Annotated in this window: 19 protein-coding genes, 1 tRNA gene and 1 pseudogene; 8 read left to right on the plus strand and 13 right to left on the minus strand. The window is 63.2% G+C overall.

Features of this window, described 5'->3' with window-relative positions; all coding sequences use genetic code 11:
* Window positions 1-144: 144 nt before the first annotated feature.
* The 4 genes from QSJ95_RS10810 to QSJ95_RS10825 all read right to left on the minus strand — a co-directional run bounded on the left by QSJ95_RS10810 (window position 145) and on the right by QSJ95_RS10825 (window position 4396).
* On the minus strand, window positions 145-1059 hold the full coding sequence (locus QSJ95_RS10810; protein WP_128709974.1) for a LysR substrate-binding domain-containing protein: 915 nt from the start codon (window positions 1057-1059) through the stop codon (window positions 145-147).
* A 156-nt stretch (window positions 1060-1215) separates the two neighbouring features.
* A complete protein-coding gene (locus QSJ95_RS10815; protein ID WP_285642309.1) occupies window positions 1216-2208 on the minus strand; it encodes a YagK/YfjJ domain-containing protein in 993 nt (330 codons plus the stop codon).
* A 598-nt stretch (window positions 2209-2806) separates the two neighbouring features.
* Window positions 2807-3034, minus strand: coding sequence for a helix-turn-helix transcriptional regulator (locus QSJ95_RS10820; protein ID WP_263115631.1), 228 nt, complete (start codon window positions 3032-3034; stop codon window positions 2807-2809).
* Window positions 3035-3103: 69 nt separating this feature from the next.
* Window positions 3104-4396: a hypothetical protein gene (locus tag QSJ95_RS10825; RefSeq protein ID WP_285642312.1), complete on the minus strand. Its 1293-nt coding sequence runs from the start codon at window positions 4394-4396 to the stop codon at window positions 3104-3106.
* Between the two features lie 273 nt (window positions 4397-4669).
* On the opposite strand from QSJ95_RS10825, the gene QSJ95_RS10830 reads away from it, so the two are divergent.
* Window positions 4670-5341, plus strand: coding sequence for a hypothetical protein (locus QSJ95_RS10830; RefSeq protein WP_285642313.1), 672 nt, complete (start codon window positions 4670-4672; stop codon window positions 5339-5341).
* 178 nt (window positions 5342-5519) lie between these two features.
* On the opposite strand, the gene QSJ95_RS10835 is transcribed toward QSJ95_RS10830, so the two are convergent.
* The gene (locus QSJ95_RS10835) at window positions 5520-5882 is read right to left on the minus strand and encodes a DDE-type integrase/transposase/recombinase (protein WP_285642315.1); all 363 of its coding nucleotides are present in this window, start codon (window positions 5880-5882) and stop codon (window positions 5520-5522) included.
* Window positions 5883-6030: 148 nt separating this feature from the next.
* On the opposite strand from QSJ95_RS10835, the pseudogene QSJ95_RS10840 reads away from it, so the two are divergent.
* Window positions 6031-6253: pseudogene (locus QSJ95_RS10840) on the plus strand (transposase domain-containing protein); the annotation flags it as partial.
* A 245-nt stretch (window positions 6254-6498) separates the two neighbouring features.
* Here the strand turns inward: QSJ95_RS10840 and QSJ95_RS10845 are convergent.
* The 5 genes from QSJ95_RS10845 to dapA form a co-directional block, all read right to left on the minus strand.
* Window positions 6499-6588, minus strand: a tRNA-Ser gene (locus QSJ95_RS10845).
* A 95-nt stretch (window positions 6589-6683) separates the two neighbouring features.
* A complete protein-coding gene (gene purC, locus QSJ95_RS10850; RefSeq protein WP_009620599.1) occupies window positions 6684-7394 on the minus strand; it encodes a phosphoribosylaminoimidazolesuccinocarboxamide synthase in 711 nt (236 codons plus the stop codon).
* Between the two features lie 31 nt (window positions 7395-7425).
* Window positions 7426-8184 carry an MBL fold metallo-hydrolase gene (locus QSJ95_RS10855; RefSeq protein WP_285642318.1) on the minus strand — a complete coding sequence of 253 codons (759 nt, stop codon included), beginning with the start codon at window positions 8182-8184 and terminating at the stop codon, window positions 7426-7428.
* On the minus strand, window positions 8123-9319 hold the full coding sequence (gene bamC, locus QSJ95_RS10860) for an NlpB/DapX family lipoprotein (protein WP_285642319.1): 1197 nt from the start codon (window positions 9317-9319) through the stop codon (window positions 8123-8125). The genes QSJ95_RS10855 and bamC overlap by 62 nt, the downstream gene beginning before the upstream one ends.
* 12 nt (window positions 9320-9331) lie before the next feature.
* Window positions 9332-10210 (minus strand): 4-hydroxy-tetrahydrodipicolinate synthase, encoded by an 879-nt coding sequence (gene dapA, locus QSJ95_RS10865; protein WP_043271110.1) that lies wholly within the window; start codon window positions 10208-10210, stop codon window positions 9332-9334.
* Between the two features lie 171 nt (window positions 10211-10381).
* On the opposite strand from dapA, the gene QSJ95_RS10870 reads away from it, so the two are divergent.
* Together QSJ95_RS10870 and QSJ95_RS10875 are read left to right on the plus strand one after the other, a co-directional pair.
* Window positions 10382-10939: a glycine cleavage system transcriptional repressor gene (locus QSJ95_RS10870; RefSeq protein WP_043271112.1), complete on the plus strand. Its 558-nt coding sequence runs from the start codon at window positions 10382-10384 to the stop codon at window positions 10937-10939.
* A 42-nt stretch (window positions 10940-10981) separates the two neighbouring features.
* Window positions 10982-11455 (plus strand): peroxiredoxin, encoded by a 474-nt coding sequence (locus tag QSJ95_RS10875; protein WP_009620610.1) that lies wholly within the window; start codon window positions 10982-10984, stop codon window positions 11453-11455.
* A 180-nt stretch (window positions 11456-11635) separates the two neighbouring features.
* Here QSJ95_RS10875 and QSJ95_RS10880 read toward each other — a convergent pair whose 3' ends face one another.
* Both QSJ95_RS10880 and QSJ95_RS10885 read right to left on the minus strand, forming a co-directional pair.
* Complete coding sequence (locus tag QSJ95_RS10880; RefSeq protein WP_285642323.1) at window positions 11636-12715, minus strand: AI-2E family transporter; 1080 nt, start codon at window positions 12713-12715, stop codon at window positions 11636-11638.
* Window positions 12716-12765: 50 nt separating this feature from the next.
* Window positions 12766-13017 carry a sulfurtransferase TusA family protein gene (locus QSJ95_RS10885; protein WP_009620615.1) on the minus strand — a complete coding sequence of 84 codons (252 nt, stop codon included), beginning with the start codon at window positions 13015-13017 and terminating at the stop codon, window positions 12766-12768.
* Between the two features lie 216 nt (window positions 13018-13233).
* Here QSJ95_RS10885 and QSJ95_RS10890 point away from each other — a divergent pair, with 216 nt between their 5' ends.
* Window positions 13234-14670 carry a M48 family metalloprotease gene (locus QSJ95_RS10890; RefSeq protein ID WP_009620617.1) on the plus strand — a complete coding sequence of 479 codons (1437 nt, stop codon included), beginning with the start codon at window positions 13234-13236 and terminating at the stop codon, window positions 14668-14670.
* A 553-nt stretch (window positions 14671-15223) separates the two neighbouring features.
* Here the strand turns inward: QSJ95_RS10890 and nadA are convergent.
* Window positions 15224-16282 (minus strand): quinolinate synthase NadA, encoded by a 1059-nt coding sequence (gene nadA / locus QSJ95_RS10895; RefSeq protein ID WP_009616958.1) that lies wholly within the window; start codon window positions 16280-16282, stop codon window positions 15224-15226.
* Between the two features lie 446 nt (window positions 16283-16728).
* Between nadA and QSJ95_RS10900 the strand changes: the two genes are divergently transcribed.
* From QSJ95_RS10900 to QSJ95_RS10910, 3 genes are read left to right on the plus strand one after another with little or no spacing between them, the layout of a single operon-like run.
* On the plus strand, window positions 16729-17532 hold the full coding sequence (locus QSJ95_RS10900; RefSeq protein WP_009616957.1) for an energy transducer TonB: 804 nt from the start codon (window positions 16729-16731) through the stop codon (window positions 17530-17532).
* Between the two features lie 31 nt (window positions 17533-17563).
* Window positions 17564-18283 (plus strand): MotA/TolQ/ExbB proton channel family protein, encoded by a 720-nt coding sequence (locus tag QSJ95_RS10905; RefSeq protein ID WP_285642329.1) that lies wholly within the window; start codon window positions 17564-17566, stop codon window positions 18281-18283.
* Between the two features lies 1 nt (window position 18284).
* Window positions 18285-18686, plus strand: coding sequence for an ExbD/TolR family protein (locus QSJ95_RS10910; protein WP_009616955.1), 402 nt, complete (start codon window positions 18285-18287; stop codon window positions 18684-18686).
* The last annotated feature ends 205 nt before the right edge of the window (window positions 18687-18891 follow it).

An 18891-nucleotide genomic window follows, 5' to 3' on the forward strand; every position in this document is an offset into this window, starting at 1 on the left:
GATTCGGGATATTCGACCGATGGCTTTTCTGACTGGAATGCGTTCATGGGAGCCCTCGCTGCAGCAACCTGCGTGTGCAGACGACTCTAAGGACTGGCCCTGCGCATGACGAACGATGATTTCTGTCGCACGATTAAGCCCTGCTTAACCATCATGACTGGACACCGGTGTCACCTGGGAACGAATCCAGTCGAAGGCCTCCCTGAGCAGTTCAGCCTTTCCGTTGTCAGGACGGAATACGAAGTAAGCGCTGAGTGGCGTCGTCAGCGGTGGCAACACTGCCACCAGGCGGGTGTCCGGCCAGTGTTTCGAAAACGGTGTCCCCGCCGGCAGGAAGCCCAGCGCGATCCCCAGACCCCGTTCCGCCGCATGCAGGGCAGCCAGGTCGGAATCCACCAGCAGGTCCCCTTTGCTCGGGACGGTGGGAACCTTGGCGAGACTCGCCAGAGACTCCCAGCCGAACTGCTCATGCCTGCGGCGGATCAACGTGTGGTCCTCCAGGTCTTCCAGCCGGTTCACCGGATGCCGCGCCAGCAGAGAGGGGACCGCGAGCAGCACTGCCTCGCATCCGCACAGCAGCCAGGATTCCAGTCCGGGCCATTGGCCGTGGCCGACGCGGATGGCAGCATCGACCGGCTCCTTTTCGAAATCGACCAACTCCATGCTGGCTTCGAGCGAAAGACTCACTCCCGGATGGCGGGCCTGGAAAACCTCGACGTGGGGAAGCAGGAACTCATGTGCAATGAGGGGCGTCATGCTCAACCGCAGCGTCGGCCTGTCGAAACGATGGGCGAATTCGGCGTGTCCCTGTCGATATATCGCCAGCGTCTGCGAGGCCACCCGGGCAAACTGGTGGCCCGCGTCCGTGAGTTCCAGGCGCCGAGTCAAGCGCCGGAACAGTGGCAGCCCCAGCTGATTTTCCAGCTGTTTGATCTGCTGGCTGATCGCCGAAGTCGTCAGGTGCAGTTCCTGGGCGGCCTTGCTGAAACTCAGAAGTCTGGCCGAGGCTTCAAATGCCGGAAGAAGTTGAAGCGGAGGCGGACGTCGCATCGATGTCATGGAAAGCTGCTTCAGAAGGTTCGGCTATGGAATGGATGCCTTGTTCCCGCGCATCGGAAACAAGGTCAGCCTACGTTGCCATCGGAACCGCAGGCAACCAGTCAAGACCATCAACGCTGGATTGAGACTGCTCTGGGTCGCAATCCATCACTACCGTTAACGGGCCCAACGAGATGGAGTCAGAGCATGGTCAGCACGTTCCGACAAGCTGGTCAGGCGCCCCAAGCGAAGACACCTGACTCCCACAGGCTTCACCCGCATCGATTGACCATCTTCGATCAGGTAGTGGCAGGCGTCGACGACGTTCTGCCTCCCCGTATCGTCGCGATGCTTGAACATCCCTACCCCACACCGCGCCTTGTACCGTGCCTTGTCATGGTTGCAACTGTGGAAGTACCCCCAGCCATCCGTGATCCTCTCCCACAGTTTGCCAATCGCTTTAGCCTTGACGATGTCCATGAGCACCTTCCGGCCATCGAAGAAGAAGGCTGCATGGATGTGGTAGCCCATGTCCTCCCCTTGCTCCACTGCACAGATGTAGCCCGTCTCGTGCTGGAAGACCGGATCGTATTCCCGAGCCCGGATCAGCCTGTCCAGGTCCTCGAAGACGTCCTCTACCTTCAGGCGACTACGTGCTGCCTCTCGGTAGTACAGATTCACCCTCACCACCACAGTACGTGAACGGCTAGCCATCACCCGCTCTACGTACTCGGTGACTGCTTGCCGATTGCGTTTCTCCCGGCATACACGGTCATGCTTCCCACGCTTGAACCACTTGGTCTGCACGTGCTCCCGGATCCTCTCCACGAGCCAGTTGTAGGTCTGGGCCTCTGACAGGAGCCCTCCCTCGCTCTCGTCCATGCACGTCATCCCGAACATCCCGAACTCGATGCCGATGTCGTAGCACGCCTCCTTGAACGCGATCAGGTGTTCACTCAGGGCATATGTCTCGTCATGTACCAGGTGATACATCTGCCGGACATGATCGAAGTACCGAGAGAGCCTGGTCCTCTTGATGACTTCATCCCCCTGTGCGTCGTAGCTGATCCTGAATGCAGGACCGTCGTTACGGATCACTGCCTTCACGAGTCGCTCGATCTGTATAGCGATGTCGGATTGGGAGAGGTGTTTCGCTGTTTGATTGGTCATGGTGTGTACCTGGTTGGTTTAAGGCATACCAAGTACGGAGTGGGTATTTTTAAACTGGAGAGGTGGGTAGCTAGGTTCCTGTGGTAGTTAGCTATGAGTGGAGAGAGGTGGATGGATTGGATAGATTGATAGAGATGGTTAGTAGCTATTTAGTAGCTATAGCTATATCAATAAACCCCACGCCCCTATTTGCAAAACACCAAGCGCCATCGAGCATCCAGACGAAGAATGTCAAGCGTAGTCGGGAGAAATCACAGAGCCGGGCACTGGGAGTTATCTGAGAGATAGCACCAGTCCAACAGGTGCTTGCCCCCCCTCGATGCCGTCCAGAGCCCCTACAGGAAGCTCTCGGCTACGCCGTGAGCGAAGGGTATTTTTCACCGGGAACACCGGGAAACTCTTCTCCGCATCTACTCCGGAAATAAACCATCGATCATCCATCTTGGTACAGCCAGCAATCAAACTGCTTACCCTCCCGATGGTCCCGGCAATGAGGAGCAGCATTGACGGTCCACCAGGAGGGTTAAGGCGCACTGCCGCCCATTCGGCATAAACGCCATGACCAGCCGCAGCCGGTCATGGCGCCGATGCTTAATGATTAGCCGGCTACACCCAAGCGGCCAAATCGGACGGGAGGCTCATTAACCGAATCGCGCTCCTCAATCCTAGCCAAGATCCAGTCATGCACTTCGCTGTCGACCCAGCCGACACAGCGGTCCCCCAGAGAGACGGGCTTCGGGAAGGTACCCTCCCCAATGTACTTGTAGATGGTCGACCGTGCCAGGCCGGTCGAATCGATAACTTCTTTCAGGCGGATGATCCTCATGAGCGGCTCCTCTGTTAGCTCAGAGGATTTGCGGAGGCAGTTAAAAAACACCCAGCGCCCCTGGCAGCGCTAGGTCTCGGTTAATAGCCCGGCTTCGCAGCGCACGGCTAAATCAAGATCAGCCTCACTCCCGTAGCGATCGACACTCCCCTGGAACGTATCCCAAACAACGAGGCAGGTTACGCGGCTCCGCGGAGCTGGATAGACAACTAAAGAGGTGATGCTGAGGCCATCACGCCTATGCGGAGCTGGGATAAGCCTTATCTGCTGCGGCTTATAGCTCTGCCAAACCTTCCATCGACGTAGCCTCTGATGGAGCATCCCTGCCCACTCACATACTGCAGAGTGGAAGTTTTCGTGTGTCTCAGCCCAGTAGAACCCCTCATCTTTCGGAGCATCGATCCAGAGCTTCTCCAACTCGTCAGCAATTTCAGCCGCTATCGCAGCCTTGAGCTCACTATGAGCTTCATCCGGCTCAGCCCAAATGGCTGACAGTAGTCGAGATGTATGACCTGAAAGCTTGTGATACATCATATTCAGAGCAGCTGGCCCTAATGCCATCAAAGCTTGTGTCGAGGGTACACCCGTTGCAAGCCTGTCGAACGCAGCGCCGTGGGTTACATACACGACGAGCCCACGCTCTCCTCGCGTAGGGCAGAGCTGCGGATGATCGAGGTTCAAGTAGTAAATCGTCGGAACCTTCGCCTTGAAAAAAATGCCGCTCGATACCCCTGACGCCAGGGACCGTATAAACCCAAGGCTGATTAGGCGTTTCACCTGATGCTTAAGCGAGAGAGCATTCAAGCCTGTCATCTCCCGCAATCTCGCTTCGCCAACTCCCGTCACAACGCCACAGTGGTCAGCAACGCTCAGAAGAGCCGTAAGTAACACGCGAGTTGACGCTGCCAAACGCCCCTTAGCTCCAGGAGCTGCTGGACGACCGTCCTTGCGCGTTAGTTTTCGAGCTGGCCTCTCCCCCCCCTTGTCGGCGTCTCCCTTATCTGCAGGGAACGGCCCGAGGGCGTAGATCTCAGGCTCGCTGAACAGCCGCACAATAAGATCTCGATGGACCGATTCGCTCTCGCCAATCTGAGCAATTCGATCACGCAGCAATTGCGACGCCTCATATTCCTGCACAGGGTGCCCTACCTTCCCCGCCCCTTTCCTGCTGACGAACAGGTCTGCCTCAACAAGTTCCTGCATCCCGTTTCTAACCAATCGCTCTGTCAAACAAAGCTTCTTAGCGAGCGTGTTTATCCTGAGAGAGCCTGCCAAGAATTCTGACGCCCGAAAGACCATAGACTGAAGTAGAAACCGTGCATCAGCTCCTACCTTTAAATCTTCCAATAAAATCAATTTCAACCTGACATCCTCCAAATCTGGGCCATAATTAAAATGACATTTTATAGACTATAAACGCAAATCTAGAACTTCATGTCACATGACTAGTAACACATCAATTAATTTATCATGAAATACATCATTGATCATTCACGTCACGAATATTGAAAATCACATGAATCGCTTCATGTCGTTATCCGGACAAAGATTTGACAGGCCGCAACAGGAGCGGCTATCCATACGGCAGCAGCCCCCTCCCTGCAGGAAGGGCTTACTTGGAGAGGAAGAACAAGAGTGAGTAAAACCGGAGTGCCCAGTTGGATCAGCGAGCTGAACGATGAGGAGCGGGTATGGGCAACGGACTACCTAGCTAAACGCTTGCCTTACGACACCATGAGGGGGCTTCGCTTTGAGGCACGTAAAAATCCAGACTTCTTGACGCAAAGCGTCCTCAAGCTTGATGCGACGGCTGAGGGGGTGAAGCTCATCATCCAAATGAGAGCCAGCCTCCGGCAAAAGCGGAGGCGGGCATTAGGGAAAGGGCGCGTTTCGTGCTCCTTCACCCTGCCGTGCAGTACTAAAGCCAAACTAAAAAGAATGGCTAAAAGCGCAGGAACCACCGAAACAGAAATCTTAGAAAGCCTGATAGAAGGAGCTCAGCAGGCGAAGGACGTTCAGAAAGAGGAGAAGCGGCGCGAAGCTCTGGAAAAAATGATCACCCGCAACTCAAACAAGCTTGCGCAAGAACTCAATAAAATCAGACTCGAAGCGACCACGAGACACCTAGACGCCTGCCTAAAACAGCTCTCAAGCTGGCAGGTGTATCTCAATGAGCAGGCACCTGAGCTATCCCTGGAGCAGCAGGACGAAGCTATCAAACTCAGTGAAAAGCGGATGCGCGAGATCAGAGAAGCAATCGGGGCCGCCGTAGCGAAGTATGAGATGATGAGCCCGAGGCTGATCTAAGGACCAGTACCAACCGAGAGGCTTAAGATGAAGCCAGGCCAACAGCCTGAAACCCTGGATTCAAATCCAGCCACTCGGTATTCAAATTGGTATTCCACAAAAATTTAACCGAATATTTTCTATTAATTTCAAATAGATAGAATCTTGATTCAGATTAACCCGGCGAAGGTGTGGTAGCTCAGGCGGGCCAGCACCCAGCGCTGCACAATCTGCCCCTCACTTCGGCTAGCGACTTGTCTTGGGGCTTGCGTGGCCGTGCCGGCAGGACAGTGAAACCATAGTGGTCAGCCAGCTCAGCGTATGCCCGGTTCAGTTGCAGTTGTTCGCGCTGCGACGTGATGACAGCGGCCTTGAGGTTGTCCGGTACGACAAAGCGCGGCACCCCGTTGAGATGTTCGAGGACCTGCACATGGCAGTGCAGCCAGTCACGCGTGGTTTGGCTTGTTACCGCGATAGCGTACAAGTACCCGGAGGAGCCCAGCGTGGCGACGAACACCTGCGCCTGGCTGATCTGCCCCGTCGTCTGGTCGACGATAGGCATGGTGCGCCCGCAGAAGTCGACGAACAGCTTGTCTCCCGGCAAATGCACTTAGCGCATGCTGAGCTTCTGCTTCTTCAACCAGGTGCGGTAGTGGCGAGTGAATTGGGCGTACGACACGCCACTTGGCCCTTGCTCACGAAACTCTTGCCAAAGCAGCTCCTGGATCTTGGGACGCTCCAGCCGGCTGTTTACCGGCTCGCTGCACAGTGGCCCGCAGGTCGCGGCGCTGATGACGCTGATCTAGTCAGCCCGCCTGAACGGGCATGATCCGCATGCCTACTTGAAGGACGTGCCCACTCGCCTGCCGACACAGAAAGCAGCCCCTGGCTGAGCCGCTACCGAACAGTCAGGTCCCCGTCAGCAAGGTGTGATCGCTACTCGCTTACGCCACATGGACCCATCGAGCAGTTGAAGCCCCCTCCATGCCTTCTACAGCTAGCCACTCAAATCAAACGCCAGAACAACGTAGGAGAGGCTTCTGCTTCAGAGCGGGAGTCGTTCCTGAGCAGATTTCGCATGGCACAGGATAGCGTCAACAAGACATGGGTAGAAACATGGGTACAAAATAGAGCACCCACAAAAAAGCCCCTAGAATCAGGGGCTTGTTTGTTTAATGTGGCGGAGAGATAGGGATTTGAACCCTAGGAGCCATTGCTGACTCAACGGATTTCGAATCCGTCCCGTTCGACCACTCCGGCATCTCTCCGTGCGGCGCGCATCATATCAGCTTGATTGGCGAACGCGAAGCCTTCTTTTGAGAAATTTTCGCGTGCTATCAGATGCTTGCGCGCCTGGAACAGGTCAGAGCGGTACGCCCAGGCGCTGCGCCACTTCCTCGTAGGCCTCGATCACGCCGCCCAGGCCCTGGCGGAAGCGGTCCTTGTCCATCTTCTTGCGGGTTTCCTTGTCCCACAGGCGGCAGCCGTCCGGGCTGAATTCGTCGCCGAGGACGATCTGGCCGTGGAACACGCCGAACTCCAGCTTGAAGTCCACCAGCAGCAGGCCGGCGTCGTCGAACAGCTTGCTCAGCACTTCGTTGACCTTGAAGGAGTAGGCCTTCATCTGCGCCAGCTGTTCCAGGGTCGCCCAGCCGAAGGCCTGGACGTGGGATTCGTTGATGAAGGGGTCGCCCAGGGCGTCGTTCTTCAGGAACAGCTCGAAGGTCGGCGGGTTGAGCTGCAGGCCCTCTTCCACGCCCAGGCGGCGCACCAGGCTGCCGGCGGCGTAGTTGCGCACCACGCACTCGACCGGGATCATCGCCAGCTTCTTCACCAGCACTTCGTTGTCGGCCAGCAGCTTGTCGAACTGAGTGGGAATGCCCGCCGCTTCCAGCTTCTGCATGATGAAGGCGTTGAACTTGTTGTTCACCATGCCCTTGCGGTCCAGCTGTTCGATGCGCTTGCCGTCGAACGCCGAGGTGTCGTTGCGGAACAGCAGGACGAGGCGGTCGGGGTCGTCGGTGGTGTAAACCGATTTGGCCTTGCCGCGATAGAGTTCTTCGCGTTTTTCCATGATGGGCTCCGCTTGCTAGGTTGGTAGGGGGTCAGGCGATTTCGCGCCAGTCCAGCCCCGAATGCTGATCGGCTACCTGCAGCCAGTCCGGGTCGCACCCGAGGGTGTCGACGAAACATTGCCGGGCCAGTTGCGGCGTGTTGTTCTTTTCGCTGAGGTGGGCCAGCACCAGGTGCTGCAGCCCTTCCCAGCCCAGTTCCGCGACGAATTGCGCGGACTGGCGGTTGTTCAGGTGTCCCCACTGGCCGCCCACGCGGACCTTCAGCGGGTAGGGATAGGGGCCGCGCGCCAGCATCTCGCTGTCGTGGTTGGCCTCCACTACCAGGGCATCCAGGCCACGATAGCATTCCAGCACCTCGGCGGTGACGCTGCCCAGGTCGGTGAGCTGGCCGAAACGCCGCCGGCCATCGGAAATCACGTATTGCAAGGGCTCGCGGGCATCGTGGGCCACGCCCACCGCGGTCACTTCCAGGCCCTTCAGCTCCAGGCGCTGGCCGGCCTTGAGCAGGCCCGCCGGCTGCAGCGGCTTGCGCAGCCCGCGCAGGGTGCCGTCGCTGAGGTACACGGGAATGCCGTAGTGCCGGGCCAGCAGCTCGACGCCATGGACATGATCGGCATGCTCGTGGGTCACCAGGACGGCGTCCAGCTCGCCGGGGTGCATACCCAGGCGAGCCAGACGCTTGATGGTTTCACGCAGCGCAAAGCCGCAATCGATCAGTACCCGGGTGTCAGAACTGCTCACCAAGGCCGAATTGCCCCGGCTTCCGCTCCCCAGTACCGCGAAACGCATTGCGCATGCTCTCTTGAAGTTTTTCCAGGACGCTCTGCGCGACGTCGGTCGGCGCGGAGGTGTTGATGTCCTTGTCGAGGGTGACCTGCACCGTGTTGCTCACGGTGGTCAGGCGCACCTGGTAGCGCTGCGCCTTGGCGTCTTCCTCGGCCTTGGCCTTCTCTTCGCTGGCGCCGAACAGGCGGCTGAAGAAGCCGGGCTTCTTCGCTTCCTCGAGCTTCTTCGCGCCCTCGGCGACGTTCACGTAGTAAACGCCCAGGCTGCGGTTGAGGTCGTCGACACGGATGTCGGCGCGCTCCAGGGCGCGGCCGACGCTGACCCAGGCGCGGTCGAAGTCGGAGTCGAGGGTCAGCATCGGGTTGCCGTTGCCGTCCTTCTCCAGGGTCACGCTGCCGGGGGTGTCGTAGGTGGAGTGCGCGGCCAGCAGCGACACCGAACCGCCCTTCTCGGCGCTGGAGGACATGTTGGCGAGCATTTCGTCGAGCAGCGCGGCGTCCAGCGCCGGGACCACCGGCTTGCCCGGCCAGTCGGCGCTGGCGCTGCTGCCGGCCGGGCGGGTTTCACTGAGGACGTAGACTTCGCTGGTGTTGGTCTGCACGCCCGGCTCGATGCGCACGCGCACGCGCGCCTCGCTGCTGGGGTCGACGCCGGCGACGCGGCTGCCCAGGCGGCGGGCCAGGGGCGCGGAGAGCTGCGTCAGCGGCTGCCAGTTGGTGGAGAACTCGCCGGTTTGCGGGCGCTCGTCGGCGAAGGAGAAGCCGTTGTCCTGGAAGAACTGGTGGGCCACCGGCCAGACTTCCGCCGGCGGGCGCTGGGCGATCAGCCAGCGCGAGTCGCCGCTCTTCTGCAGGCTGTAGTCGCTGGAGCTGCCGGCGTTGGCCAGGGGCAGCGGGCGCGGCACTTCGAACTCGCCGGCCTTCTCGTGGCTGTCGGCGATGTTCATGGGAATCGGCAGCAGCGGGTCGAGCTGCTTGCTCTGCAGCCCTTCGGGCACCTTCATCGGCCCGGTCTGCCGGGAATCCAGATAGTCGGTGCCGCGGTCACGGAAGTAGCCGTCCTTGCCCCACAGCCAGCCGCAGCCGGAGGTGTTGCCGATGACCAGGGCGAGCGCGGTCAGTCCTGCCAGTCGCTTCATGCGCGATGCTCCTCAGGCCAGCACGCCGGTCTGGCGCATGGCCTGACGCAGCGGCTCGTGGCAACGCGGGCTGAGCCAGGTCAGGGGCAGGCGGATGCCCTCGGGGATCAGGCCCATCTCGTGCAGGGCCCATTTCACCGGAATGGGGTTGGATTCGATGAACAGCGCCTTGTGCAGCGGCATCAGGCGGTCATTGATGGCGCGCGCGGCGGCGGCGTCACCGCGCATGGCGGCGGCGCACAGCTCGCTCATGGCGCGCGGGGCGACGTTGGCGGTCACCGAGATGTTGCCCTTGCCGCCCATCAGCATCAGCTCGACGGCGGTGGCGTCGTCACCGGAGTAGACCAGGAAGTCCTTGCCGACGCGCTCGAGCACTTCCTTGCCGCGCTGCAGGTCGCCGGTGGCTTCCTTGATGCCGATGATGTTCGGCACCTTGGACAGGCGCTCGATGGTCTCCGGCAGCATGTCGCAGGCGGTGCGGCCGGGAACGTTGTAGAGGATCTGCGGGATGGCCACGGCTTCGGCGATGTGGCGGAAGTGCTGGTACAGGCCTTCCTGGGTCGGCTTGTTGTAGTACGGGGTGACCAGCAGACAGGCGTCGGCGCCGCCGCTCTTGGCCGCCTCGGTCAGCTCGACCGCCTCGCGGGTGGAGTTGGCGCCGGTACCGGCGATCACCGGGATGCGGCCCTTGACCTGGTCGACCACGCGGCGGATGACTTCCAGGTGCTCGGCGACGTCGAGGGTCGCCGATTCACCGGTGGTGCCGACGGCGACTATGGCGTTGGTGCCTTCCTGCAGGTGGAAGTCCACCAGCTTGGCGAGGCTGTCCCAGTCCAGTCGACCCTGAGCATCGAAGGGGGTGACCAGCGCCACCATACTGCCCGCAATCATGCAACCGCTCCTGCCGGAAAAAGAAAGCCGTAATGGTACTGGTGCCACCTGCCTTGCACAAGCTGAGCGCGGCGCCCGACGCACGCCGGACATTCCCCTGGCGGCCGCTTTTCGCTACCCTTTCCCCTTTGTCGACGCGGCCCTCTTGGCCGCCCATCCCAGGAAAGCTGCATGTCCGCCTCACACCCCCGTGAACAATTCCTGCTGATCAGTGCCCTGGGGCCCAACCCCATGGAGCTGACCAGCGTGCTCTGCCGCACCTGCGTGGACAACCGCTGCTCGGTCGTCAGCAGCCGCCTGACCCGCCACGGCGAGTTCAGCGCGCTGGTGCTCCAGGTGTCCGGCAGCTGGGACGCCCTGGCCCGCCTCGAGGGCGGCCTGCCGGCGCTGGCCAAGCGCCATGCCTTCACCCTCAGCCTGACCCGCAGCAACGCCCACGTCACCCGCGCCCAGGCCCTGCCCTACGTGGCGTACGTCAGCGCGGTGTACCGTCCGGACATCCTCAACGAGCTGTGCCAGTTCTTCATCGACCACAACATCGAGCTGGAGAACCTGACCTGCGACACCTACCAGGCGCCGCACACCAACACCAGCATGCTCAACGCCACCATCACCGTGACGCTGCCGGCCGGCACCCAGATCAGCTGGCTGCGCGACCAGTTCCTCGATTTCGCCGACGCCCTGAACCTGGACGCGCTGATCGAACCCTGGCGCCCGCAGCACCCGTAAGTCGCCAGTATTTCCAAGGCCGATATTTCCAAGGAGAGCTCCATGGCCGTCGAACTCGACAAACCCGTCGCCGATTTCCAGGCCCCGGCCACCAGTGGCCAGCAGGTGCAACTCTCGGCCCTGAAGGGCCAGCAGGTGGTGCTGTACTTCTACCCCAAGGACAGCACCCCGGGCTGCACCACCGAAGGCCAGGGCTTCCGCGACAAGATCGAGGCCTTCGCCAAGGCCAACACCGTGATCTTCGGCGTCTCCCGCGATGGCCTGAAGTCCCATGAGAACTTCAAGGCCAAGCAGTGCTTCCCCTTCGAGCTGATCAGCGACAAGGACGAGGCGCTGTGCCAGCTGTTCGACGTGATCAAGCTGAAGAAGCTCTACGGCAAGGAATACATGGGCGTGGACCGCAGCACCTTCCTGATCGACGCCAAGGGCGTGCTGCGCCGCGAGTGGCGCGGGGTCAAGGTGCCTGGCCATGTCGACGAGGTGCTTGCCGCTGCCCAGGAGCTGGCCAAGGCCTGAGCCCGCTGCCAGGAAATCCCTCTCACAAGCTGTTCGTGCCACCGGGGCGGCCAGCACGGCCGGAGAATCCAATCGCGGACAAAGTCCGCTCCTACGCCCGCGCTTCCCTGTAACCGTAGGAGCGGACTCCGTCCGCGATGTGGGAGGGAGCGGCCTGGGCTCCCCCGCTCAGCCAAACGCTCACATCATCGGACTAACCTGAGGCTGCGCCTCCGGCTGCCGCGGCCAGGCATCGAGCACCGCCTTGACCAGGGTGGCCAGGGGAATGGCGAAGAACACCCCCCAGAACCCCCACAGCCCGCCGAACAGCAGCACCGCGCAAATGATCGCCACCGGGTGCAGGTTCACCGCCTCGGAGAACAGCAGCGGCACCAGCACGTTGCCATCCAGCGCCTGGATGACCGCGTGGGCGGCCATCAGGTAGATGAACTGGTCGCTCCAGCCCCACTGGAACAGCGCAATCAGCGCTACCGGCACGGTCACCACCACCGCGCCTATGTAGGGCACCACCACCGACAGGCCGACCAGCAGGGCCAGCAGCGCCGCGTAGTTCAGCCCCAGGGCGACGAAGGCCACGTAGGTGACGCCGCCGGTGATGATGATCTCGATCACCTTGCCGCGGATGTAGTTGGCGATCTGCTTGTCCATCTCCGCCCACACCTGCTTCATCAGCCCGCGCTCGCGCGGCAGGTAGCTGCGGAACCAGTTGTAGAAGCGCCGGCGGTCCTTGAGGAAGAAGAACACCAGGATCGGCACCAGCACCAGGTAGATCATCACGTTGACCAGCACCGGCAGGCCCGACAGGGAGAAGGTCAGCGCCCACTGGCCGAGCTGGCCGAGTTCGTTGCGCGCGGTCTCGATCAGGCGCAGCACCTGCTCTTCGGTGACCATCGCCGGGTAGCGCTCGGGCAGCATCAGCAGCACCGACTGCCATTCGCCGAACATCCGCGGCAGCTCGTTGAGCAGGGTGAACAGTTGCTTCCAGATCAGCGGCACCAGCACCAGCAGGAACAGCGCAAGCATGCCCAGGAACAGCGCGTAGACCAGCCACAGGGCGAACAGGCGCGGCACCCGCAGGCGCTCCAGGTGGCCCTGCAGGCCCTTGATCAGGAAGGCGATGACCATGGCCGCGAGCACCGGCGCGAGCATGCTGCCGAAGGCCAGGATGACGGTGAAGCCAAGGGCCAGGATGACCGCCAGCACCACTGCTTCCTCGTCGGAAAAGTAGCGCTGCATCCAGCCTTGCAGAACTTTGAGCATCGGGGTTCCTGCGATCGATGAGGACGCCGTCCCGGGCGTCCGGGGGCGGGTTACTTCTTGCGCAACCAGTAGCGGTACAGGCCGTCTTCGACCTCTTCATGCAGCAACTGGTGCCCGGCCAGCTGGGCGAAGGCGCGGAAATCGCGCTGCGAACCGGCATCGGTGGCCGTCACCTTGAGCACCTGGCCACTGGCCAGGCGGTTGAGCTCCAGCTTGGCCTTGAGCAGGGGCAAGGGACAATTGAGACCGCTGGCGTCCAGTTCCGCGTCACAAGGAATTTCGGCGGACGAGACAGGTGGCATGGCGACGCACTCCGAGATGGGCGCCCAAGAATACCGAATCCGTTGGAAAAGCCGCCAGGGGCCGGCGCGCACGCAGCCTTAAGCGATCCTTCAGGCGCGCGGCCTACAAGGGTTGGACGGCCTTCGCACAGACGGCCGCCGGGCGCCGCCCCGACCTAGGCATGGGCGACGACCTGCGGCTAAAGTAGAGCCTTTCCCGGAACGAGCTCCCTGTACATGAAAGTACTGCGCCCCGCCCTGCTGTCGCTTGCCTGCCTGTTGGCCATGCCCACCCTGGCCGACGACCTGCCCGCCCTGGGCGACGCCAGCTCGTCCATCGTCTCGCCGGAACAGGAGTTCCAGCTCGGCCGCGCCTGGCTGAGCATGCTGCGCAACCAGGTCGACTCGATCAACGACACCCAGCTCAAGGACTTCGTCGAAAGCAGCGTCTACCGCCTGGCGGAAACCAGCGACCTGCAGGACCACCGCCTGGCCTTCATCCTGATCAAGGACCCGCAGATCAACGCCTTCGCCGCCCCCGGCGGCGTCATCGGCGTCAACGGCGGCCTGTTCCTCTACGCCCAGACCGAAGGCGAGTACGCCGCGGTGCTGGCCCACGAACTCGGCCACCTGATCCAGCGCCACTTCGCCCGCGGCCTGGAAGCGCAGAAGCAGATGCAGCTGCCGGTGATGGCGGCGATGCTCGCCGGCATCGTGGCCGCGGCGGCGGGCGCCGGGGATGCCGGCATCGCCGCCATCGCCTCGACCCAGGCGGCGGCGATCCAGAACCAGCTGCGCTTCTCCCGGCAGAACGAACAGGAAGCCGACCGCGTCGGGGTGACCAACATGGTCCGCGCCGGCTACGACCCGCGCTCCATGCCGACCATGTTCGAGCGCCTGGCGCGGCAGTACCGCTACGACGCCAGGCCGCCGGAATTCCTGCTCACCCACCCGGTGACCGACTCGCGTATCGCCGACACCCGCAACCGCGCCGAGCAGTACCCGCAGGGCGGCAAGGAAGACTCGCTGCGCTACCAGCAGATGCGCGCCCGCGTACAGCTGCTCTTCGAGGAAACCCCGGGCATCGCCGGCAAGCGCTTCCGCGCCATGCTCGACGACAACCCCAAGCTCGACGCCGCGCGCTACGGCCTGGCGCTGTCGCAGATCCGCGTCGGCCAGCTCAACGACGCCCGCGCCACCCTCCAGCCGCTGCTGGCCAAGGCACCCAACGACGTGGCCTACAACCTGGCCCAGGTCGACCTGGACATCACCTCGAACAAGCTCGGCGACGCTCTCGCCCGGGTCCAGCGCCTGCTCGGCCAGTACCCCGGCAACTACCCGCTGGTCCAGGCCCAGGCCGACATCCTGCTCAAGCAGAACAAGGCCGCCGACGCCGAGAAGATCCTGATCAAGCTGACCCAGGACCGCCCGCTGGACCCGGACGTCTGGAGCCGCCTGGCCGACGCCCGCACCATCGACGGCAACGCCATCGGCGTGCACCAGGCCCGCGCCGAGTACCTGGCGCTGACCGGCGACTACCCCTCGGCCATCGAGCAGTTGGACTTCGCCAAGCGCCGCGCCGGCGGCAACTTCACCCTGGCCGCCAAGCTGGACGCGCGCCAGCAGGCGTTCCGCGAGCAGGAGAAGATCCTCAAGGAGATGATGCGCGGTTAACCGGCCTGGCGGCCGGATCGCGGTCGTAGAAGCGATTGCGGGCTCTTCGTAGGAGGACCTTGTCCGCGATAGCCGGACGTTCCGGCGCGATTCGCGGATGAGATCCGCTTACGCTGCCCCACCCATGCCGTAAGCGCGCCCTGCGCGCGAAATCGCGGGCAGGGCCCGCTCCTACAACTCACCATGAGGCATGGCGTCCCCCGTAGGAGCGGACCTTGTCCGCGATAACCGGACGTCCCGGCGCGATTCGCGGATGAGATCCGCTCCTACGCCGCCCCACCCGCGCCATTCCCCTGTAAGAGCGCGCCCTGCGCGCGAATCGCGGGCAGGGCCCTACAACTCACCATGAGGCATGGCGTCCCCCGTAGGAGCGGACCTTGTCCGCGATAACCGGACGTTCCGGCGCGATTCGCGGATGAGATCCGCTTACGCCGCCCCACCCGCGCCATTCCCCTGTAGGAGCGCGCCCTGCCCGCGAATCGCGGGCAGGGCCCGCTCTACAGTAAAAGAAAAGCCCGGCATCGCCGGGCTTTTTTCATCTCCGCTGGAAGGCTCAGGCGTTGCCCGCCACCTTCAGCCTCGCCGCCTGGGTGAACTCCAGCATGCGCTTGAGCGGGCGGATGGCCCGCGGGATCAGCGCCGGGTCGACGAAGATCTCGCCGCTGCCTTCCTTCAGGCAGGCCAGGGTGCGCTCCAGGGTGTTCATGGCCATCCACGGGCAGTGCGCGCAGCTGCGGCAGGCTGCGCCGTTGCCGGCGGTGGGGGCCTCGATGAATTCCTTGTCCGGGCACAGCTGCTGCATCTTGTAGAAGATGCCGCGGTCGGTGGCGACGATGAAGCGCTTGTTCGGCAGGGTCTGCGCGGCCTTGATCAACTGACTGGTGGAGCCCACCGCGTCGGCCAGCTCGACCACCGCCTCGGGCGATTCCGGGTGGACCAGGATGGCCGCGTCCGGGTACAGCGCCTTGAGGTCTTCCAGCTGCTTGGCCTTGAACTCCTCGTGGACGATGCAGGCGCCGTCCCAGAGCAGCATGTCGGCGCCGGTCTCGCGCTGGATGTAGCGGCCCAGGTGCTGGTCCGGAGCCCAGAGGATCGGCTCGCCGTTGTCCATCAGGTGCTCGACGATCTCCACCGCGCAGCTGGAGGTCACCACCCAGTCGGCGCGCGCCTTCACTGCCGCCGAGGTGTTCGCGTAGACCACCACGGTACGTTCCGGGTGCTGGTCGCAGAAGGCCGAGAACTCCTCCACCGGGCAGCCCAGGTCCAGCGAGCAGGTGGCCTCGAGGGTCGGCATCAGCACGCGCTTCTCGGGGTTGAGGATCTTCGCCGTCTCGCCCATGAAGCGCACCCCGGCCACCACCACGGTCTGCGCCGGGTGCTGGTTGCCGAAGCGGGCCATCTCCAGGGAGTCGGAGACGCAACCGCCGGTCTCCTCGGCCAGGGCCTGGATCACCGGGTCGCAATAGTAGTGCGCCACCAGCACGGCGTTCTGCGCCTTCAGCTCGGCGGCGATGGCCGCGCGGTACTCGGCCTCTTCCTGCGCGCTCAGCACACGGGGCTGCTTGGCGGCGAGGTGGGCCTGGACCAGGAGGCGTTCGGATATCTGCGTCATGTCTTCACTGCACCTGCGGGGGTACGACCAGCTGTGGGGGCGATTTTACATCGCCGCGAAAGCGAGCGCGCGATCTTGCGGGGAAAGCCGCCGGGAGGCAAGCGCCAGGCGGCCGCGGGCTGGCGCGGGCCTGGGTGTGGGACTCGGCAACGGCGATGGTTTCGGGGCACCTGGCGACGCCCTGTCGCGAAGGCTCTGGAACGGGCTCCGGCGCCCAGCCCTGCGGGCATATTTTTCATGCCGCAAAGGCATGAAGGCTTCCAGCGGATCGGCCAAGCCCTAGTGCCACGCCGCCTGCAGCGATCCGCGCGAATCACTTATTCCTTAAGGAAATTTAAATAAGGCAAACAATTACTTTAATAGCTAAGGCGCTCCCTCAATCATCCAGCCCGTACCCGGCGCCTCCACGGTGCCGCGCTTTCGCTAGAAACCCGAGGAGATCGTCCATGGCCAACCCCCAGCCCGCCGTCGCGCAGGACCCGCTCCTGCGCCACGCGCCCGGTGGCGATATGGTCGAGCTGGGCCGGCCGCTGCGCCCGCCCCTGCAGCTGGTGCGCCACGTGCCGGCGAAACACAGTGTGCTGGGCCGCCGCGAAGCGCTGCTGCTCGGCCTGCTGGTCCTGACCCTGCATGGCTCCGTGGCCTACTGGCTGAGCCAGCAGCCCACGCCCAGGCTGCCCGAGGTGCCGCCGCAGGTACCGCCCATGACCATCGAATTCAGCGCCCCCACCCCGCCGGTGGTGGAACCGCCGCCACCCGAGCCGACGCCGCCGGTGGTGGAGGAACCGCCGCCGCCCGTGGTGGACGAGAACGCGGTGAAACCGCCGCCGCCCAAGCCGATCCCCAAGCCCAAGCCGAAACCGGTGGCCAAGCCCAAACCCAAGCCGGTGGAACAGCCGCCCGCGCCGCCCAAGGCGGAAACCCCGCCGGCACCGCCCGCGCCCCCGGCTCCACCGGCGCCGGCCCCGGTCACGCCGCCCTCGGCCCACGCCGGCTACCTGCACAACCCGGCGCCGGAATACCCGGCCCTGGCGCAGCGCCGCGGCTGGGAAGGCACGGTGCTGCTGCGCGTCCACGTGCTGGCCAGCGGCGGCCCGAGCGAAATCCAGGTGCAGACCTCCAGCGGCCGCGAGGCCCTCGACCAGGCGGCGATCAAGGCCGTGCAGCGCTGGAAGTTCGTACCCGCCAAACGCGGCGACGTGGCCCAGGACGGCTGGGTCAGCGTGCCCATCGACTTCAAACTGAATTGATCTGCGACCCGTTCGCACAGGAGAGAACCCCATGAGTCTGCCCCTCAACCCCGTGGAATCCGTCGAAGGCGCGGTGATCTGGCTGCTGGCCGGCTTCTCCGTCCTCACCTGGAGCCTGGCCCTGGTCAAGGGCATCCAGTTCGGCCGGCAGAAATCCCAGGACCGCCGCTTCCAGAAGCAGTTCTGGGGCGCCACCAGCCTCGAATCGGCCGGCGAGCAGTCCGCCGGCCATCCCGGCGCCGGCGCCCGCGTGGCCCAGGCCGGCTTCGCCGCCATCCAGGTGCCGGACGGCAACCCGCATGACCTGGCCCAGTCGATCAACCACCAGGACCGCCTGGAGCGCGCCCTGCGCCAGCAGATCCAGCGCGAGCGCCGCTCCCTGGAATCGGGCCTGGCGGTGCTCGCCTCGATCGGCTCCACCTCGCCCTTCATCGGCCTGTTCGGCACCGTGTGGGGCATCATGGAAGCGCTCAAGGGCATCAGCGCCGCGGGCTCGGCGAGCCTGGAAACCGTGGCCGGCCCGATCGGCTCGGCACTGATCGCCACCGGCGTGGGCATCGCCGTCGCCGTGCCCGCGGTGCTGGTCTACAACTACTTCCTGCGCCGCCTGAAGCTCACCGCGGCCGACCTCGACGACTTCGCCCACGACTTCTACAGCCTCGCCCAGAAGAGCGCCTTCCGCGTCATCGTGCACCCCGCCACGGCCCGCAAGCCGGTGGCCGGCGGCAAAAGCGTGAAGGAGGCGAGCTGACATGGCCTTCTCGACCCAGGACAGCGACGAGGTTCTTTCCGAGATCAACGTCACCCCGCTGGTGGACGTGATGCTGGTGCTGCTGGTGGTGTTCATCGTCACCGCGCCGCTGCTGACCAACGCCATCCCGATCAACCTGCCCAAGACCGAATCGGTGGCCCCGCCGGAACAGAAGGATCCGCTGGTGGTGAGCATCGACGGCGCCGGCAAGTGGTTCATCAACAAGGACGAAATCCAGCCCGAGCTGCTGCAGGGCAGCCTGGAGGCCGCCAAGGCCAAGGAACCTGAACTGCGCGTGCAGCTGCAGGCCGACGAGGGCGTGAACTACGGCCAGGTGGCCAAGGCCATGGCCTCGATCGAGAAGGCCGGGATCACCAAGCTGTCGGTGATCACGGCGCGCTGAGAGGTTCCGCGCGGATCTTCATGTAATACCCCATCGAAACATCCGTTCTTCCAGGTCGCTTTCTTCAACTCAGGCAGGGGAAAGCGGCCTTTTTTTATCTTCGCGAAAGAGCCTTGGGTATGCCGCGTTTCCCCGTAGCGGACCTTGTCCGCGATAGCCGGGCATCCCGGCGCGATTCGCGGATAAGATCCGCTCCTACGCCCCC

The organism is Pseudomonas sp. NBRC 100443 (assembly GCF_030268185.1).
GTDB lineage: Bacteria > Pseudomonadota > Gammaproteobacteria > Pseudomonadales > Pseudomonadaceae > Pseudomonas > Pseudomonas citronellolis.

Excerpts from the sequence above, each read along its gene's own strand:
- QSJ95_RS10820 (WP_263115631.1), bottom strand. The coding sequence starts at position 3,034 with ATGAGGATCATCCGCCTGAAAGAAGTTATCGATTCGACCGGCCTGGCA.
- purC (WP_009620599.1), bottom strand. The coding sequence starts at position 7,394 with ATGGAAAAACGCGAAGAACTCTATCGCGGCAAGGCCAAATCGGTTTAC.
- QSJ95_RS10900 (WP_009616957.1), top strand. The coding sequence starts at position 16,729 with ATGGCCAACCCCCAGCCCGCCGTCGCGCAGGACCCGCTCCTGCGCCAC.
- QSJ95_RS10870 (WP_043271112.1), top strand. The coding sequence starts at position 10,382 with ATGTCCGCCTCACACCCCCGTGAACAATTCCTGCTGATCAGTGCCCTG.
- dapA (WP_043271110.1), bottom strand. The coding sequence starts at position 10,210 with ATGATTGCGGGCAGTATGGTGGCGCTGGTCACCCCCTTCGATGCTCAG.
- QSJ95_RS10835 (WP_285642315.1), bottom strand. The coding sequence starts at position 5,882 with ATGCCTATCGTCGACCAGACGACGGGGCAGATCAGCCAGGCGCAGGTG.
- QSJ95_RS10815 (WP_285642309.1), bottom strand. The coding sequence starts at position 2,208 with ATGACCAATCAAACAGCGAAACACCTCTCCCAATCCGACATCGCTATA.
- QSJ95_RS10810 (WP_128709974.1), bottom strand. The coding sequence starts at position 1,059 with ATGACATCGATGCGACGTCCGCCTCCGCTTCAACTTCTTCCGGCATTT.
- bamC (WP_285642319.1), bottom strand. The coding sequence starts at position 9,319 with ATGAAGCGACTGGCAGGACTGACCGCGCTCGCCCTGGTCATCGGCAAC.
- QSJ95_RS10880 (WP_285642323.1), bottom strand. The coding sequence starts at position 12,715 with ATGCTCAAAGTTCTGCAAGGCTGGATGCAGCGCTACTTTTCCGACGAG.
- QSJ95_RS10910 (WP_009616955.1), top strand. The coding sequence starts at position 18,285 with ATGGCCTTCTCGACCCAGGACAGCGACGAGGTTCTTTCCGAGATCAAC.
- QSJ95_RS10875 (WP_009620610.1), top strand. The coding sequence starts at position 10,982 with ATGGCCGTCGAACTCGACAAACCCGTCGCCGATTTCCAGGCCCCGGCC.
- QSJ95_RS10885 (WP_009620615.1), bottom strand. The coding sequence starts at position 13,017 with ATGCCACCTGTCTCGTCCGCCGAAATTCCTTGTGACGCGGAACTGGAC.
- QSJ95_RS10855 (WP_285642318.1), bottom strand. The coding sequence starts at position 8,184 with ATGCGTTTCGCGGTACTGGGGAGCGGAAGCCGGGGCAATTCGGCCTTG.
- nadA (WP_009616958.1), bottom strand. The coding sequence starts at position 16,282 with ATGACGCAGATATCCGAACGCCTCCTGGTCCAGGCCCACCTCGCCGCC.
- QSJ95_RS10905 (WP_285642329.1), top strand. The coding sequence starts at position 17,564 with ATGAGTCTGCCCCTCAACCCCGTGGAATCCGTCGAAGGCGCGGTGATC.
- QSJ95_RS10890 (WP_009620617.1), top strand. The coding sequence starts at position 13,234 with ATGAAAGTACTGCGCCCCGCCCTGCTGTCGCTTGCCTGCCTGTTGGCC.